This is a genomic window from Gordonia prachuapensis, assembly GCF_036350515.1.
Classification (GTDB): domain Bacteria; phylum Actinomycetota; class Actinomycetes; order Mycobacteriales; family Mycobacteriaceae; genus Gordonia; species Gordonia prachuapensis.
Window position 1 is genome coordinate 73,968 of record NZ_JAZDUE010000011.1, and the last position, 15,045, is coordinate 89,012.

Consider the following 15,045-nt stretch of genomic DNA (forward strand, 5'->3'; position numbering starts at 1 on the left):
TCGCGTACCCATCGTCGTCATGGCATCCGGCACCGGTTCCCTGCTCTCGTCACTGATCGACCGGGCCGACGACGGGGCCCCGTTCCGGATCGTCGCCGTCGCCGTGGACAGACCGTGCCGGGCTGCCGACATAGCCCGCGACCACGGCATACCGACCGTGCTCTGCCGGGTCGCCGACCATCCCGATCGCGCGGGCTGGGACGCGGCGCTGACTGGGCAGATCGAGGCTTTCGAACCGGAGTGGGTGGTCACGGCCGGCTTCATGAAGATTCTCGGTCCGGTCTTCCTCTCGCGATTCGGGCGACGGATCGTCAACTCGCACCCCGCGCTGTTGCCGTCCTTCCCGGGTGCCCATGGCGTCGCCGACGCACTTGCGCACGGGGTGAAGGTCACCGGCACAACGGTCCATCTCGTCGACGACGGCGTCGACACCGGGCCGATCCTCGCGCAGGAGCCGGTTGCGATACACCGGGACGACACCGAGGCCACCCTGCACGAACGAATCAAATCGGTGGAGCGACAATTGCTCGCCGATGTGGTGACGGCACTGGTCACCAAAGGTGTAGTGATCGACGGACGAAAGGCCGACATCCCGTGAACACTCAGAGCCCCCCCGGCGACGCCCGCAGGCCGATCCGTCGCGCACTCGTCAGCGCCTACGACAAGTCGGGTCTGACCGACCTGGCCGCGGTCCTGCACGCCGCCGACGTCGAGATCGTCTCCACGGGTTCCACCGCCAAGACCATCGCCGACTCAGGGGTACCGGTCACCGAGGTGTCGTCGCTGACCGGGTTCCCGGAATGCCTTGACGGACGAGTGAAGACGCTGCACCCCAAGGTGCACGCCGGCATCCTCGCCGACACCCGCAAGGACAGTCACGTCGCCCAACTCGCCGAACTCGGTGTGGCCGCTTTCGATCTCGTCGTCGTCAATCTGTATCCGTTCACCGAGACCGTCGCGTCGGGCGCCTCCCCGGACGAATGTGTGGAGCAGATCGACATCGGCGGGCCGTCGATGGTGCGTGGCGCGGCAAAGAACCATCCGTCCGTCGCGGTGGTCGTGAATCCCGGGGACTACGACCTCGTGCGCGACGCCGTCTCCGCGGGCGGGTTCACACTCGAACAACGTCAACAACTGGCGGCGAAGGCTTTCCGGCACACCGCCGACTACGACGTCGCGGTCGCCTCGTGGATGTCGAGTGTGGTGGCGCCGCCGGCGGATTCGTCGCCCTTCCCGGATTGGGTCGGTGCCACCTGGGAACGGGCGTCGGTCCTGCGCTATGGCGAGAACCCGCATCAGGCGGCTGCCCTGTACCTCAGTGCCGAGGGCGGCGGTCTGGCGTCGGCCCAGCAGCTGCACGGCAAGGAGATGAGCTACAACAACTACACCGATGCCGACGCCGCCTGGCGCAGTGCGCACGACTTCGACACTCCCGCCGTCGCGATCATCAAACACGCCAACCCGTGCGGCATCGCGGTCGGCGCCGACATCGCCGAGGCGCACCGCAAAGCCCACGCCTGCGACCCCGTGAGCGCCTACGGCGGCGTGATCGCGGCGAACCGGGAGATCACCGTCGAGATGGCCGAGCAGGTCGCCGAGATCTTCACCGAGGTGATCATCGCCCCGGGATTCGCCGACGGCGCGTTGTCCGTCCTGACGCGGAAGAAGAACATCCGGGTCCTGACCGCGGCGGCGCCGGTCCGTGCCGGCGCCGAGATCCGCCCGATCTCCGGTGGTCTGCTGATGCAGCAGCGCGACGTCCTCGACGCCGAGGGGGACAGCCCGCAGAACTGGACGCTGGCGGCCGGGGCTCCGGCTGACCCGGACACTCTCCGTGATCTCGACTTCGCTTGGCGCGCATGTCGTTCGGTGAAGTCCAATGCCATCCTGCTGGCCCACGACGGCGCCTCGGTCGGTGTCGGGATGGGGCAGGTGAACCGGGTCGACTCCGCACATCTCGCGGTCAATCGCGCCGGTGACCGCGCTGCGGGCAGCGTCGCCGCATCCGATGCGTTCTTCCCGTTTCCCGACGGCCTGCAGGTGCTCCTCACCGGAGGGGTGCGCGCGGTGGTCCAGCCCGGCGGCTCGATCCGGGACAACGAGGTGATCGAGGCCGCGTCGGAGGCCGGGGTCACGCTGTACCTCACGGGTGCCCGCCATTTCGCACACTGAGTTCGTCGGCCGGTGAGCCCGGCCGACGTCGTCTTCCTGATCCTCGCCGGCTTCGGTGCCGGATTGATCGGCTACATCACCGGTCTCGCCTCGGTGGTGAGTTACCCGGCGTTGCTCGCGGTGGGACTGAGTCCCATCGCCGCGAACGTCACCAACACCGTGTCATTGGTGGCCGTCGGGATCGGCAGCACGAGCCAGTCGGGCCGCGTCCTGCTCGACGGGGACCGACGCCGGCTGATCGGCGGCGCGATCGCATCGCTCGTCGGCGGCACCATCGGGGCGGTGACGCTGTTGCTCACCCCGCCCGATGCGTTCGAGGCAATCGTTCCGTACCTGGTGGCGCTCGCGGCCGTCGCGTTGCTCGTGCAACCGGTGCTGCGGCGATGGGCCACCCGACACGAGGATCGTCCGGCGGTGTGGCTGATGGCGCTCGTCGTGATCTCCATCTACGGCGGCTATTTCGGCGCCGGCGCCGGCATCATGGTGCTCGCTCTGATGCTGGTGCTCACCAGTGAACCGCTGTGGCGGGCGGCGTTGTCGAAGTCGTTGTTCCTGGGAATCGCGAACACCGTCGCCGCAATCGGATTCATGATCTTCGGTCCGGTGCATTGGACGGCGGCCCTGGCGATGGCCGTCGGCTGCCTCGCCGGCGGATGGTGCGGACCGCCGGTCGTGAAACGGCTTCCGGCCGAGCCGCTGCGCATCGTCGTCGGACTCGGCGGTCTCGGGCTGGCCGTGTGGCTGGCCGTCGGCTGATCGCCGACGGAACCCGGAATCGCGCCGACAGCACCCCGGGGGTTGTGCTCATCGTGGCTCCAACCCTGCTCAGCGGAGCATTCTGCGCTACAAATTACGAGTGATCTCCTTCGACTCGCCCGCGTGCCGCCAGCGCCATGTGCTGGATTGGTCGGACGGGTCGCATCATGGTTCACCGCCCGCGGCGTTCGAACTCTTCTCCATTCGAACCGATCCGCAAAGGAACCATCATGACCATTTCACCTGTATCCATCAGCTCTGCTGAGTCAACCTCCGTCGCTGCCGACGGTCAGTTCGCCACTGCCGGTGCGGAACTCGACATCGACGAGTACGGACCGTCGTTCGGTGCCGAGATCCGCGGCATCGATGTGGCGAACGCCTCCGACAAAGTGATCCGCGCCGTCCGCAGCACGCTCATCGACCACAAGGTCGTCGTCATCCGCGACCAGTACATCGACGACGCCGCGCACATCGAGTTCGGGCGGCGTCTCGGCGACCTCACGATCGGGCATCCGGTGTGGAACAGCGGCGACGTGCCGGACGAGGTGTATGCCCTCGACAGCGCCGACGACGGTTTCGCCGATGTCTGGCACACCGACGTCACCTTCATGCCGCGTCCGCCGATGGGATCGATCCTCCGCCCGGTTGTGTTGCCGCGCAACGGTGGTGACACCAGTTGGGCCGACGCCGAGTTGGCGTACCTGTCGCTGTCGGAACCGGTCCGCCGGCTCGCCGACGACCTCACCGCGCTTCACGACGGCAACCGCGCGTTCGGGTACTACCTGCGTCAGCGTCGAGGTGGACGTGGAAACACCTGGGAGGGTGAGGAAGTCACGCAGCTGGTGCCGGTGAGTCACCCCGTTGTCCGCGTCCATCCCGAGACGGGACGCAAGTCGCTCTTCGTGAACCCGGGCTTCACCTCGCACATCGAGGGCGTGTCGGACGCCGAGAGCCGCGGGATCCTCGATCTGCTCTACGCACACCTCACGAAGCCCGAACACATCGTCCGACACCGGTGGCGGCTCGGTGACCTCGTGCTGTGGGACAACCGCAACACCCTGCACTACGCGAACCGTGACTACGGAGACACCCGCAGGGTGATGCATCGGATCACCCTGCGCGGCGATCTGCCGGTCGGCCCTGTCGGCTGAGCGGCGCGACTCGTCGTCTTTGCTCGCCATTTTATTCAACCAAGGGGTTGACAATCACGACGGCGCGGCGCAAAGTCGTATTCAACCAAACGGTTGAGGAGGTTGGATGTCCGACGAGCTGTCGAAGATGTTCGCCGCACTGGCGGACCCGACCCGACGCGACATGGTCGCCCGATTGGCGGTGTCCGACGCGACGGTCAGTCAGCTCGCCGAGCCATACGACGTGAGCATCCAGGCGGTGTCCAAGCACCTGAAAGTGCTGGCCGACGCCGGCCTGGTGACCCGAACCCGGGAGGCGCAGACGCGCCCGGTCCATTTGGAAGCGGAGGTATTCGACCTCATGACCAAATGGATCGAGCGGTATCGCCGGCAGGCGGAGGAGCGCTATCGGCGCCTCGACGCCCTGCTCGCGGAGATGAACGACGGCCCCGCAGCGCCAGGCGGCGAGGACGAGTCAACCACGAAGAAAGGAAAGGCGTCATGACTGCAGTGCAGACCCGTTACACCGAGGCCGCCATCGAGGCCGACAAGGAACTGCCGATCATCCGGATCACCCGCGACTTCCGCGGCACACCCGCCCAGCTGATGAAGGCACACACCGACCCTGAGCTGTACATCCGTTGGATCGGCCCGGACGCCACCAGCAGCCGCATCATCGAATGGGATGCGCGCGATCTCGGCAGCTGGCGATACGTCTCGACCCACGAGGGTCAGGAGTTCGGCTTCCACGGCTGCTTCCACACCGTGTCCGACGACAAGATCGTGCAGACCTTCACCTTCGACGGCATGCCCGACGATGTTGCGCTGGAGACACTGTGGTTCGAGGACCTCGGTGACGGCACCACCCGCTTGCACGCCCAATCCCTGTGCGACAGTTTCGAAGCCCGCGACGGCTGGCTGGCCTCCGGTATGGAGGTGGGCGTCAACGACGGCTATGCGGCGATCGACCGGATGCTCGAGTCGGGGGAGCTCTGATCAGTGATGTCAGAACCATTGACTGGTCTCGATGCTGCCGAGCGTCACCGCCGGGTCGCGGCCGCGTTCGCCGACGAGATCGCCGCGGTGACCGATTGGGATGCCCCGGCACCGGTCGACGGGTGGGTGGCGCGCGACGTCGTCGCACACCTCGTCGAGTGGTTTCCGGGGTTTCTGGCCGGCGGGGGAGTGGAGTTGCCGAAAGGCCCGTCGGTCGACGACGATCCGGCGTCGGCGTGGAAGGCGCACTCCGATGCCGTCCAGGGTCTGCTGGACGGTCCGACGGCCGACGACACCTTCGTGCATCCGATGGCGGGCGAGCATCGACTCGCCGATGCCGTGGACCGGTTCTACACCGCGGACGTGTTCATGCACACCTGGGACCTCGCCGTCGCGGCCGGCCGCACGGCGACGCTCGATCCGGAGTTCGCCCGCGAACTGCTCGACGGCATGGTCGGCATCGAGGACCTGCTGCGCTCGTCCGGGCAATACGGCCAGGCCGTGCCGGTCTCCGAGGACGCCGATGCGGTGACCAAACTGGTCGGGTTCATCGGTCGTGATCCCGCCTGGCGGGCGCCGGCCTGAGGCGATTCGGTCCCCACGTGCGCGTGACGGTCACCGGAGTACCGTGGACAAGGTGCCAGAGGAGAACTTCACCACCCACACCTCCCAGACCACCGAAACCCGCCACCCCTCACCCCGAACCCTGGGTGAGCTGCGCGCGAGCGGCCACGTCCAACGCAGCGTGCGCGACGAGATCCGCAACAACCTGTTGAGCGCGCTCCGCGAGGGCCGTGATCCGTGGCCCGGCATCGTCGGTTTCGAGGCGACCGTCATCCCGCAACTCGAACGGGCGCTGATCGCCGGCCACGACGTCGTGATGCTCGGCGAACGCGGCCAGGGCAAGACCCGCATCCTGCGCACCCTGGTGGGGCTGCTCGACGAGTGGACCCCCATCATCGCCGGTTCCGATCTCGGTGAGCACCCGTACGAGCCGATCACGCCGGCGTCGATCCGGAAGGCCGCCAACCTGCTCGACGACCTGCCGGTCGAGTGGCGTCACCGGAACCAGCGCTACAGCGAGAAGCTGGCCACCCCGGACACGTCCGTCGCCGACCTCGTGGGCGACATTGACCCGATGAAGGTCGCCGAGGGGCGCAGCCTCGGCGACCCGGAGACCATCCACTTCGGTTTGATCCCCCGCGCCCACCGCGGGATCGTCGCGATCAACGAACTGCCGGATCTGGCCGAGCGCATCCAGGTGTCGATGCTGAACGTGATGGAGGAACGCGACATCCAGGTGCGCGGCTACACCCTTCGGCTGCCGCTGGACGTGCTGGTGATGGCCAGCGCGAACCCGGAGGACTACACCAATCGCGGGCGGATCATCACTCCGCTCAAGGACCGGTTCGGAGCGGAGATCCGCACGCACTATCCGCTGGAGCTCGACGACGAGGTCTCGGTCATCGAGCAGGAATCCGACCTCACGGCCACGGTGCCGACCTTCATCACCGAGATCCTCGCCCGGTTCACCCGCTACGCCCGCGATCACCCGTCCATCGATCAGCGTTCCGGTGTGTCGGCACGTTTCTCCATCGCCGGCGCCGAGACGGTTGCCGCCGCCGCATTGCATCGCGCGACCGTCACCGGAGAGGACGTCGCGGTGGCCCGCGTGGTCGACCTGGAGTCGGTGATCGAGGTGCTGCGCGGCAAGATCGAGTTCGAGTCCGGCGAGGAAGGCCGCGAACTCGAGATCCTCGAACACCTCATGCGCAAGTCGGTCGCGGACACCGTGCGGGCGCATCTGGGCGGCATCGACATGGCGCGACTCGTCGAGGCGATGGAGGCCGGGGAGCCGGTGGTCACCGGCGACCGCGTCACTGCGGGCGACTTCCTGGGATCGATCCCCGACCCGGACACCACCGGTGAGGTGCTCGACGAGATCGCCGAACGCCTCGACGCCGAGGCCGAAGGTGAACGCGCCAGCGCCGTCGAGCTCGCGCTGGAGGGTCTGTTCCTGGCTCGACGGATCGGCAAAGAGGCCGACGAATCCGGGCAGACGATCTACGGCTGACGCGCGGTCATCCGCCGAGTCACGCCGACTGACGAGAGGGGAGGCGAACGCCATGGCTCGCAAGTCTTTCCACCGTTCGCGATATCAGCGGTACACCGGTGGCCCCGATCCGCTCGCGCCACCTGTGGACCTGCGCGAGGCGCTGCGCGACATCGGCGACGACGTGATGGCCGGCGCATCCCCGCAACGGGCGCTCCGCGAGTTCCTGCGACGTGGGTCCCAGGACATGCGCGGACTGGACCGGCTTCGCGAACAGGTGAACCGCCGACGGCAGGAGATGCTGAAGAACCGCAACCTCGACGGCACCTTCGCCGAGATCCGCGAACTGCTGGACCGTGCGATCCTCGAGGAGCGCAAGCAACTCGCACGTGACCTCGACGACGACGCCAGGTTCGCGGAGATGCAGATCGGGAGTCTGCCGCCGTCGACGGCGCAGGCAGTCGAGGAACTGTCCGAGTACAATTGGCGCAGTCCGCAGGCTCGTGAGGACTACGACAAGATCAAGGATCTGCTGGGCCGCGAACTGCTCGATCAGCGATTTGCGGGCATGAAGGAGGCGCTGGAAGGAGCGAACGAGCAAGATCGCCAGCGTATCTCGGAGATGCTCAAGGACCTGAACGAGCTGCTGGATGCCCACAACCGTGGCGAGGACACCACCGAACAGTTCGACGACTTCATGCGCAAGCACGGCGAGTACTTCCCCGAGAATCCGCGCAACACAGACGAACTGATCGACTCCTTGGCGCAACGAGCCGCGGCGGCCCAGCAGTTCTACAACTCGCTGACGCCCGAGCAGCGCGCCGAACTCGATCAACTCGCGCAACAGGCGTTCGGATCTCCCGATCTCATGAGTCAACTGGCCCAGATGGATTCGTCGTTGCGGCAGGCTCGGCCGGGTCTGGACTGGGACAACGCTCAGTCGTTCTCCGGCGATCAGCCGATGGGTCTCGGTGAGGGTGCCGCCGCGCTGCGCGACATCTCCGAACTCGAAGCGCTGAGCGAGCAGTTGTCCCAGCAGTATGCGGGCGCGCAGATGGACGACATCGACATCGATGCCCTCGAGCGGCAACTCGGGGAGCAGGCCGGGGTCGACGTGCGCACCCTCCAGGAGCTCGAGAAGGCCCTGTCCGAGCAGGGGTACTTCGACCGCACCGCCGACGGTCAGCTGCGTCTGAGCCCGAAGGCCATGCGGCAGTTGGGGCAATCGATCTTCCGCGACATTGCCGAACAGCTGTCCGGGCGAGGAGATCGGCAGACGCGGCGGAGCGGGGCGCTCGGTGAGCCGACCGGGGCGTCGCGGGAGTGGGAGTTCGGCGACACCGACCCCTGGGATGTCACGCGCACGGTGTCGAATGCGGTGCTGCGCACCGTCGCCGAGACCGACGAACCGTCGTTGGCGACGAGCGACATGGCACGGTCCGGTGTGCGAATCGACGTGCGGGACGTGGAGATCGCGGAAACCGAGGCCCGCACGCAGGCGGCCGTCGTCCTCCTCGTCGACACCTCGTTCTCCATGGAGATGGAGGGCCGATGGACCCCGATGAAACGGACCGCCATCGCGCTGAATCATCTGATCTCGACGCGCTTCCGCAGCGACGAACTGCACCTCATCGCCTTCGGTCGCTACGCCCGGTCCATCGACATCGCCGAGCTGACCGGATTGCAACCGCGGATGGAGCAGGGCACCAACCTGCATCATGCGCTGTTGCTGGCGCAACGGCACCTGCGGCGCTTCCCGAACGCACAGCCGGTCGTCCTCGTCGTCACCGACGGTGAGCCGACCGCCCATCTGGACCCGAGCGGCGAGCCGTTCTTCTTCTACCCGCCGCATCCTCAGACGATCGCGCTCACCGTGCGTGAGCTCGACCATGTGTCCCGACTGGGCGCCCAGGTGACCTTCTTCCGGCTCGGCGAGGATCCGGGTCTCGCGCACTTCATGGACCAGATCGCCCGGCGGATCGGCGGGCGGGTGGTGGCACCCGACGTCGACGGCCTGGGCGCCGCCGTCGTCGGCGACTACCTGCGATCCAGGAAGGGCCGTCGGCGCTGACGGTCGGCCGGATTCAGGGTTTCCCTCAGGGTTTTCCCTATCGGTCAACCGGTGGAGGGCAGGGAAGTTCAGGGTGGTTGCGCTGCGGGTTCGCCACTACGCTCAATTGATGTGAGCTCCCCCGACGACCTACCCCGCGACCCTGCCCCGGCTCCCGACGATCTGCCCGTCCCGGCCGACCCGCGATCCCGTCTGCGTGCAGCGGACGCCGACCGTGAGCTCGTGCATCAGATCCTGTCGGCGGCGATGGAACGCGGCAGCCTCTCGCTGAGCGAGTACGAGGAGCGGTCCGGAAAAGTGGTCGTGGCGAAGACATTCGGTGAACTCGACGATCTCACCGACGACCTCCCGGTGGGGCAGTTGGGCGTGCCGATGCCCTTCGTCGGGGAGACCACGGTCAGCCGCGTACAGCCCGCGTCGGGTCGATCACCCGTTCAGAATCGACTCGCGCTGATGTCGGGAGTGGAAGTACGCGGCAACGTCACCGTCGCGGACACCCTCAACGCCGAGGCGATCATGGGTGCCGTCGACATCGACCTGCGCGAAGCCGAATTCACCGCACCGGTGTTGACGATCCGGTGCGCCGCGATCATGGGCGGCATCGACATCACGGTGCCGCCGGATGTGGGTGTCGACGTCGGCGGGTGGGCCGTCATGGGCGGTTTCGGCGGCAAGGCGTCTGGTCCGGGAGCTCCCGGTGCGCCGACGATCCGTGTCGTCGGATTCGCGCTCATGGGTGCGGTCGAGGTCAAGCGTAAGGAACGCAAGCCGCACTCGTGATAAGTGGCGGGATGGTCACGCGAGCAGCAGGGCGATGACCGCGATCGCGGGCACCGATCCGAGCGTCGTCAGCAGGGTCGTGTCACGAGCCATGATCTGGGCCCGACGGTAACGCGTCGCGTACACGAGCACGTTCTGGGCGGTGGGCAGAGCAGCGATGACCACCTGCGCGAACAGCTCGTGCCCCGTCTCACCGAAACCCCATCGCGCGATGGCATAGGCCAGCAGCGGCATGGCGACGATCTTCAAGACGCACGCGAGGGCGATGTCGCGCCGCGGGCTCTCGCCCTTCTTGAACACCGCGGCACCGGTCAGCGACAGACCGAACGCGAGGAGGGCGCAGGGCACCGATGCGTTGCCGAGCATGTCCACCGGCTCGAGAATCGCCGCCGGTGGTTGCAGCCCGAGCGCCGACACGATCAGACCGGCGACGCCGCCCAGCACGATCGGGTTCGTCAGCGGTGCGACGACGGCGTCGCGCATGGCCGCCGCTCGCGACGCGCGGCCGAGGACCGGGTCGGTGACCGTCACGTCCAGGGTGATCAGCGCGATCGGGGAGTAGATGAGGATCTGGAACAGCAGGAGCGGTGCGATGAACGACGCGTCGTCGAGGACGAAGATCGCGATCGGCAGACCCAGGTTGACGCTGTTGACATAGGAGGAGGCGAGTCCGCCGATCGCCAGCTCGGGAACGGCGCGGCGCAGCCACAGCCGGGCGGTGATCACGTAGATGATGCCGATCGCGAATGCGCTGCCCCCGGCGATGACGAGGGTCTTGGAGAAGATCACCGAGAGCTCAGAGGTCACCAGCGCGTGGAAGAGCAGTGCCGGTGTGCAGACGAAGAACACCAGCCGAGAGAGCACCTCGTGCGCGCTGTCGCCGAGGACTCGCGTTCGTCCGAGGACGTAGCCCGCGCCCACCACGATGAAGATGACGGTGAAGCCCGATACCACTCCTGACACTCGGACGAGTGTATGCAGCCGTCAGCCGGCGCCCGCGGACGGGCGACGCCCGGGAGCCGCCCTGCCGTCGTCGACGATGCGGCTTGTCGCGGTACCGTGTCATCGGCGCAGCGCCCTCGGGCCGATCGGCTCACGCCCGCGTTTTGGAGGTTCCGGCCCTGGCCGGTAGTCTGGTGAGGTTGTGTGCCGCGGCCGACCGGTCGAAAGTCCGTGAACGACGCGCGCACCGATTGGCGGGTTCCACCGATCACGATCGGCGGAACCGAAGCGGACTTACACGTAGGAGAAGGGCTCAACCATGGCTGTACCGAAGCGCCGGATGTCGCGGGCGAACACCCGCAGCCGCCGTTCGCAGTGGAAAGCGGACAACCCGGCACTGCAAGAGGTGAAGGTGAACGGCGTCGCGCAGCGCGTTCCGCGTCGGCTCGTCAAGGCCGCGCAGGCCGGCGTCATCGACCTGGATCGTCGCTGACCTACGTCTGCTGACCCCACGGGGTCGCGACACAACTCCGACATTTCACGACGACCGCCTCGGATCTCCGAGGCGGTCTTCGTGCTGCTCCGGACCCATGGAAACCTGAGTCGATGCTGCAAGAGATCCTGAACGACGTCGGCATCGCCGTGTTCGCCGCGTCGGGCGCGTTGCTCGGCGTGCGGAAGGATTTCGATCTCTGGGGCATCGTCACCGTCGGCGCACTCACCGGCGTCGGCGGGGGCATCCTGCGAGACGTGGTGCTGGGCATCACGCCGCCGACATCGATCCAGAACTGGCCGCCGATCGTCATCGCGGCCGTCGCCAGCCTCGTCGTCTTCATCTTCCACCCGACCTTCGCCCTACTGCGCCGGAGTGTGCTGATCTTCGACGCCGTCGGTATGGGCGTCTTCGCGACGAGTGGGGCCGCGATCGCTGTCGATCACGGCGTCAGCGCGTTCGCCGCGACGCTGGTCGGACTGCTGACCGCGGTCGGTGGTGGAATTCTGCGCGACGTCATGGCCAACGAGATCCCACTGCTGCTACAACCGGCCGACCTCTATGCCGTGCCGGCGTTGCTCGGCGCCGCGGTGGTCGCTGTCGGCGGCATCCACACCCCCGCACCGATCTGGGTGTGGCTGGTGACCGGCACGATCGTGGCCACCGGACTGCGGATCGCGGGTCTTGCATTCGGGTGGCGGCTGCCGACGGCCCCGCGGCCTCGGGCCCGCCGGCACTCCTGAGAACCCGGTCCGGTCGCACCGGCGGTCATCCGTCCGCGACGGCGTCAAGGGTCGGTGCCGCGATCGGGGGCACCACAAGGTCTGTCGGCGCTGCGATGGACGCGTCGAGAACGATGCGTACCTGGTCCAGAAAGGTCGCCATCGTCGTCCGACCGGTCGAGGTGTCCGGATAGCGGGTGCGGATCGACAGACCTCCCCGGGTCCGGGACACCCAGAACTGGGCGTCGTCAGCGGTCGTCACATTCGAGATGTGGTGGGCGTCGATCTCGTCGCGCAGCGTCGCAGCGGGCAACGTGCGGTAGTCGACGTAGGAGACCATGAAGATGTCGTCGCGTTCGCGTCGGAGTCCGCCGAGTGCCGCGATGACCTGGGGCACGGGTACGCCGCCGAGCTCCACGGCGCGACGGAGTGCCGGACCGGTCTGCTGCAGCGTCGCCGCCGGGCCGTCGCCGGCGACGACGCGGATCGGTGCATTCGTGGTGAACCAGCCGACCGCGTTCCGCCACGGCTCGCTGCGTCGGGTGTGCATCGGGAACAACAGCGGTAGCTCGGACCCTCCGCCGAGGTCACGCACGGCGAGCGCCATCGCCGACAGGATGCCTCCGTAGATGCTGGAACCATTGCGACGGCAGAATGCGGCGAATCGGTCGGTGTCCGATCGTCCGAGAAGCGGTCGGACGTCGGCGGCCTGTGGCGCCGCATGCCCTGGCGCGACGCCGAGGTCGAGCGGGAATGTGGGTGGGCGTCGCTCGCACTCGTCGAAGAATCGGAGCCAGGCCCGCAGACGCGGATCGGAGTCGGAGATGTCGGTCATCTCGGCTTCCGCGGCGCAGTAGTCGACGAAGCTGCCGCTCATCATGAGACTTTCGGCCGAGAAGCCCCGGGGCATCCGGCGATATCCGTGGTAGAGGCGATGGAGGGCGTCGACGATGATGGACATCGAGTATGCGTCGACATGTGCGTGGTCGAAACCGCAGATGATCGTCGACTCGTCGCGCCGGTCGATTGCACCGAGCAGATAGGCGGGGAATCCGAACGGATGACAGGCCGCGTCCAGCGACGCCCACAATGCATGTTGCATCGCGCGATCGTCGGTGGCCCGCACGCCCGGGTTCTCGACCAAGCGGAGTGTCGACGGGTCGTACTCCATGCGCACGATCCGGTCGTCGCGGCGCGTGAACGAGCTGTGCAGCGTGCCATGTCTCGTGATCAGGGCGTGGTAGGCGCGTGACAGTGCGCGGCGGTCGATGCTGCCGGGAACCCGGAATGCGGTCGCCAGCCAGGTGCTGTGTTGCTCGGCCCCGGCCAGATGCACACTCTGATTGAAGGACGGCGGAACCCGCGAGACCTGGGGTCCGCCGACGGAATCGACAGACCAGGTCAGGAAGTCGCCGGCTTGCGGCCGGAAGCGGTCAATGGTCGTGACGTGCAAGGGCGCACTCCGGGGGTCGTACGTCGATACGAGGCAACGCATCCGCATCGTCGGGCGGCGAGATGACGTGGTCGCCGTGACGGGCGACATCGGCGACCACGGCGCACAGGCGATCGAAGTACCGCCGCACCTGGCGTTGTGCGAAAGGGGTGTCGGGGGTCTGGCTACCCAGGTACAGGCTGTCGTGGTCGCGGTTGATCCATACCGACGCGTTGGCGGTGCGGCCCTCACCGGTGAAGATGACACCCCGGTCGAACGCCGGCTTCCCGTTGCCGGGGAACCAGCGAAAATCGATGTAGGAGAGCAGGTTGGGTGCAGTCACCACCGCTGTGTCGGGTGCACCCGCCGCGACCATGGCGGCCATCGCCGCCTGCACCGGCACGGTGGCGAGCCGTTTCGACTCCTGCTGGGCGGCGTACGCGGCCGGGATCAGAGAGGTGAACCCGGTGGCCGACGCGATGTCGATCTCGACCGGTGCGAACGAACAGAACCATCCCTGGGCGCCGGCGAAGTCGGGATGCATGGCCCGTGTGTTCGAGACGATCATGCCGTAGTGATGCGTGTTGCCGCCGAGCTCGTATCCGGCGATCGCCATCGCGGCGTGGATACCGGAGAGGAAGCTGCCGCCGGCGGTCTTGCATGCTGTGTCGAAGGACGCGACACCGTCGCGGTCGAGCATCGACATCTCCAGTGGCCGGACCGGGGCGGTCTCGCCGGGTGCGATGCCCAGGTCGAGCGGAAAGCCGGGCATTCGTAATCCGTTTCGGGAGAAAGTGTTATGCCAAGCATCCGCTTCTGGTGAGTTCATGTGGTGGCCGGCGGATATCGCATCGAGTTGCGCGTGGTCGAAGTACGAATCGTCCAATCCGCCGACGAGATCGGCCGGACCGTCGATGATCCCGGTGTACAGGTCGGCGATCTCGGTGAGTGCCAGCGCCTGAGAGGCGCCATCGCTCAGCGCGTGGTCGCAGCCGAAGTAGATCGCGAATCCGCCGTCGTGCGCGACGGCACCGAAGGCGAAGCCGGGAAATCCATCACTGATCGTCTCCTCACCGAACCGGTCGCACAGGTGTTGGTGAAGGTGGTCGGCATCGTCGATCGAGCCGAGTGGCTCGCTCTCGAATGCCACCTCCTCCGGCGCGACGAGATGATGGCGGACGGCGCCGTCGTCGCAGGTGAACCAGCTCCGAAGGATCGGGTGGCGTCGGACGAAGGCCTCGAGGGCAGCTGTCATCGCCTCGACGTCGAGGTCTCCGTCGAGTTCGGTTCCGGAGCCCAGATAGGAGCGGTGCGGCTGGCCGTTCGCTCGAGCCATCTGTGAACTGCGCACATGGTTCTCGGTCAGAAACGTCAGTGGACGACCAGTGGGTGGTGCGCCGGCGGCGGCATCTGCGCACCGGGTGGTGGGGAGCCACCCGATGGCTGCGCCGGGGCGGGGCTGCCACCTGCTCATCGCGGTGATCTTCACGTTCAGCTC

The 15,045-nt window shown here is 67.2% G+C and carries 15 protein-coding genes; 12 read left to right on the plus strand and 3 right to left on the minus strand.

Features of this window, described 5'->3' with window-relative positions; translation table 11 throughout:
• Positions 1–19 precede the first annotated feature (19 nt).
• The 10 genes from purN (at position 20) to V1Y59_RS14280 (ending at position 9,958) form a co-directional block, all read left to right on the plus strand.
• On the plus strand, positions 20–598 hold the full coding sequence (gene purN, locus V1Y59_RS14235; protein ID WP_330505727.1) for a phosphoribosylglycinamide formyltransferase: 579 nt from the start codon (positions 20–22) through the stop codon (positions 596–598).
• Positions 595–2,172 carry a bifunctional phosphoribosylaminoimidazolecarboxamide formyltransferase/IMP cyclohydrolase gene (gene purH / locus V1Y59_RS14240; RefSeq protein WP_330505622.1) on the plus strand — a complete coding sequence of 526 codons (1,578 nt, stop codon included), beginning with the start codon at positions 595–597 and terminating at the stop codon, positions 2,170–2,172. The genes purN and purH overlap by 4 nt, the downstream gene beginning before the upstream one ends.
• 12 nt (positions 2,173–2,184) lie before the next feature.
• Positions 2,185–2,928, plus strand: coding sequence for a sulfite exporter TauE/SafE family protein (locus V1Y59_RS14245; RefSeq protein WP_330505623.1), 744 nt, complete (start codon positions 2,185–2,187; stop codon positions 2,926–2,928).
• Between the two features lie 230 nt (positions 2,929–3,158).
• A complete protein-coding gene (locus V1Y59_RS14250; protein WP_330505624.1) occupies positions 3,159–4,079 on the plus strand; it encodes a TauD/TfdA dioxygenase family protein in 921 nt (306 codons plus the stop codon).
• A 106-nt stretch (positions 4,080–4,185) separates the two neighbouring features.
• Entirely contained in the window at positions 4,186–4,563 is a 378-nt protein-coding gene (locus tag V1Y59_RS14255) for an ArsR/SmtB family transcription factor (RefSeq protein WP_330505625.1), read from the plus strand.
• Positions 4,560–5,054 (plus strand): SRPBCC domain-containing protein, encoded by a 495-nt coding sequence (locus V1Y59_RS14260; RefSeq protein WP_330505626.1) that lies wholly within the window; start codon positions 4,560–4,562, stop codon positions 5,052–5,054. The genes V1Y59_RS14255 and V1Y59_RS14260 overlap by 4 nt, the downstream gene beginning before the upstream one ends.
• A gap of 6 nt (positions 5,055–5,060) precedes the next feature.
• A complete protein-coding gene (locus tag V1Y59_RS14265) occupies positions 5,061–5,639 on the plus strand; it encodes a maleylpyruvate isomerase family mycothiol-dependent enzyme (protein WP_330505627.1) in 579 nt (192 codons plus the stop codon).
• Between the two features lie 43 nt (positions 5,640–5,682).
• The gene (locus V1Y59_RS14270; protein WP_330505628.1) at positions 5,683–7,128 is read left to right on the plus strand and encodes a sigma 54-interacting transcriptional regulator; all 1,446 of its coding nucleotides are present in this window, start codon (positions 5,683–5,685) and stop codon (positions 7,126–7,128) included.
• A 52-nt stretch (positions 7,129–7,180) separates the two neighbouring features.
• On the plus strand, positions 7,181–9,178 hold the full coding sequence (locus V1Y59_RS14275) for a vWA domain-containing protein (RefSeq protein ID WP_330505629.1): 1,998 nt from the start codon (positions 7,181–7,183) through the stop codon (positions 9,176–9,178).
• A 111-nt stretch (positions 9,179–9,289) separates the two neighbouring features.
• Positions 9,290–9,958, plus strand: coding sequence for a DUF1707 SHOCT-like domain-containing protein (locus tag V1Y59_RS14280; protein ID WP_330505630.1), 669 nt, complete (start codon positions 9,290–9,292; stop codon positions 9,956–9,958).
• A gap of 15 nt (positions 9,959–9,973) precedes the next feature.
• On the opposite strand, the gene V1Y59_RS14285 is transcribed toward V1Y59_RS14280, so the two are convergent.
• Complete coding sequence (locus V1Y59_RS14285; RefSeq protein ID WP_330505631.1) at positions 9,974–10,921, minus strand: AEC family transporter; 948 nt, start codon at positions 10,919–10,921, stop codon at positions 9,974–9,976.
• Between the two features lie 298 nt (positions 10,922–11,219).
• On the opposite strand from V1Y59_RS14285, the gene rpmF reads away from it, so the two are divergent.
• Positions 11,220–11,393, plus strand: a complete 174-nt coding sequence (rpmF, locus tag V1Y59_RS14290; RefSeq protein ID WP_330505632.1) for a 50S ribosomal protein L32 — start codon at positions 11,220–11,222, stop codon at positions 11,391–11,393.
• Positions 11,394–11,506: 113 nt separating this feature from the next.
• The gene (locus V1Y59_RS14295; protein ID WP_330505633.1) at positions 11,507–12,136 is read left to right on the plus strand and encodes a trimeric intracellular cation channel family protein; all 630 of its coding nucleotides are present in this window, start codon (positions 11,507–11,509) and stop codon (positions 12,134–12,136) included.
• A gap of 25 nt (positions 12,137–12,161) precedes the next feature.
• On the opposite strand, the gene V1Y59_RS14300 is transcribed toward V1Y59_RS14295, so the two are convergent.
• Complete coding sequence (locus V1Y59_RS14300) at positions 12,162–13,568, minus strand: condensation domain-containing protein (RefSeq protein ID WP_330505634.1); 1,407 nt, start codon at positions 13,566–13,568, stop codon at positions 12,162–12,164.
• A complete protein-coding gene (locus tag V1Y59_RS14305) occupies positions 13,549–15,036 on the minus strand; it encodes a condensation domain-containing protein (protein WP_330505635.1) in 1,488 nt (495 codons plus the stop codon). Before V1Y59_RS14305 ends, V1Y59_RS14300 begins: the two co-directional genes overlap by 20 nt.
• Positions 15,037–15,045 lie beyond the last annotated feature (9 nt).

Coding starts and splice junctions, on each gene's coding strand:
- purN (WP_330505727.1), top strand. CDS start 20: ATGGCATCCGGCACCGGTTCCCTGCTCTCGTCACTGATCGACCGGGCC.
- V1Y59_RS14250 (WP_330505624.1), top strand. CDS start 3,159: ATGACCATTTCACCTGTATCCATCAGCTCTGCTGAGTCAACCTCCGTC.
- V1Y59_RS14255 (WP_330505625.1), top strand. CDS start 4,186: ATGTCCGACGAGCTGTCGAAGATGTTCGCCGCACTGGCGGACCCGACC.
- V1Y59_RS14260 (WP_330505626.1), top strand. CDS start 4,560: ATGACTGCAGTGCAGACCCGTTACACCGAGGCCGCCATCGAGGCCGAC.
- V1Y59_RS14265 (WP_330505627.1), top strand. CDS start 5,061: ATGTCAGAACCATTGACTGGTCTCGATGCTGCCGAGCGTCACCGCCGG.
- V1Y59_RS14275 (WP_330505629.1), top strand. CDS start 7,181: ATGGCTCGCAAGTCTTTCCACCGTTCGCGATATCAGCGGTACACCGGT.
- rpmF (WP_330505632.1), top strand. CDS start 11,220: ATGGCTGTACCGAAGCGCCGGATGTCGCGGGCGAACACCCGCAGCCGC.
- V1Y59_RS14295 (WP_330505633.1), top strand. CDS start 11,507: ATGCTGCAAGAGATCCTGAACGACGTCGGCATCGCCGTGTTCGCCGCG.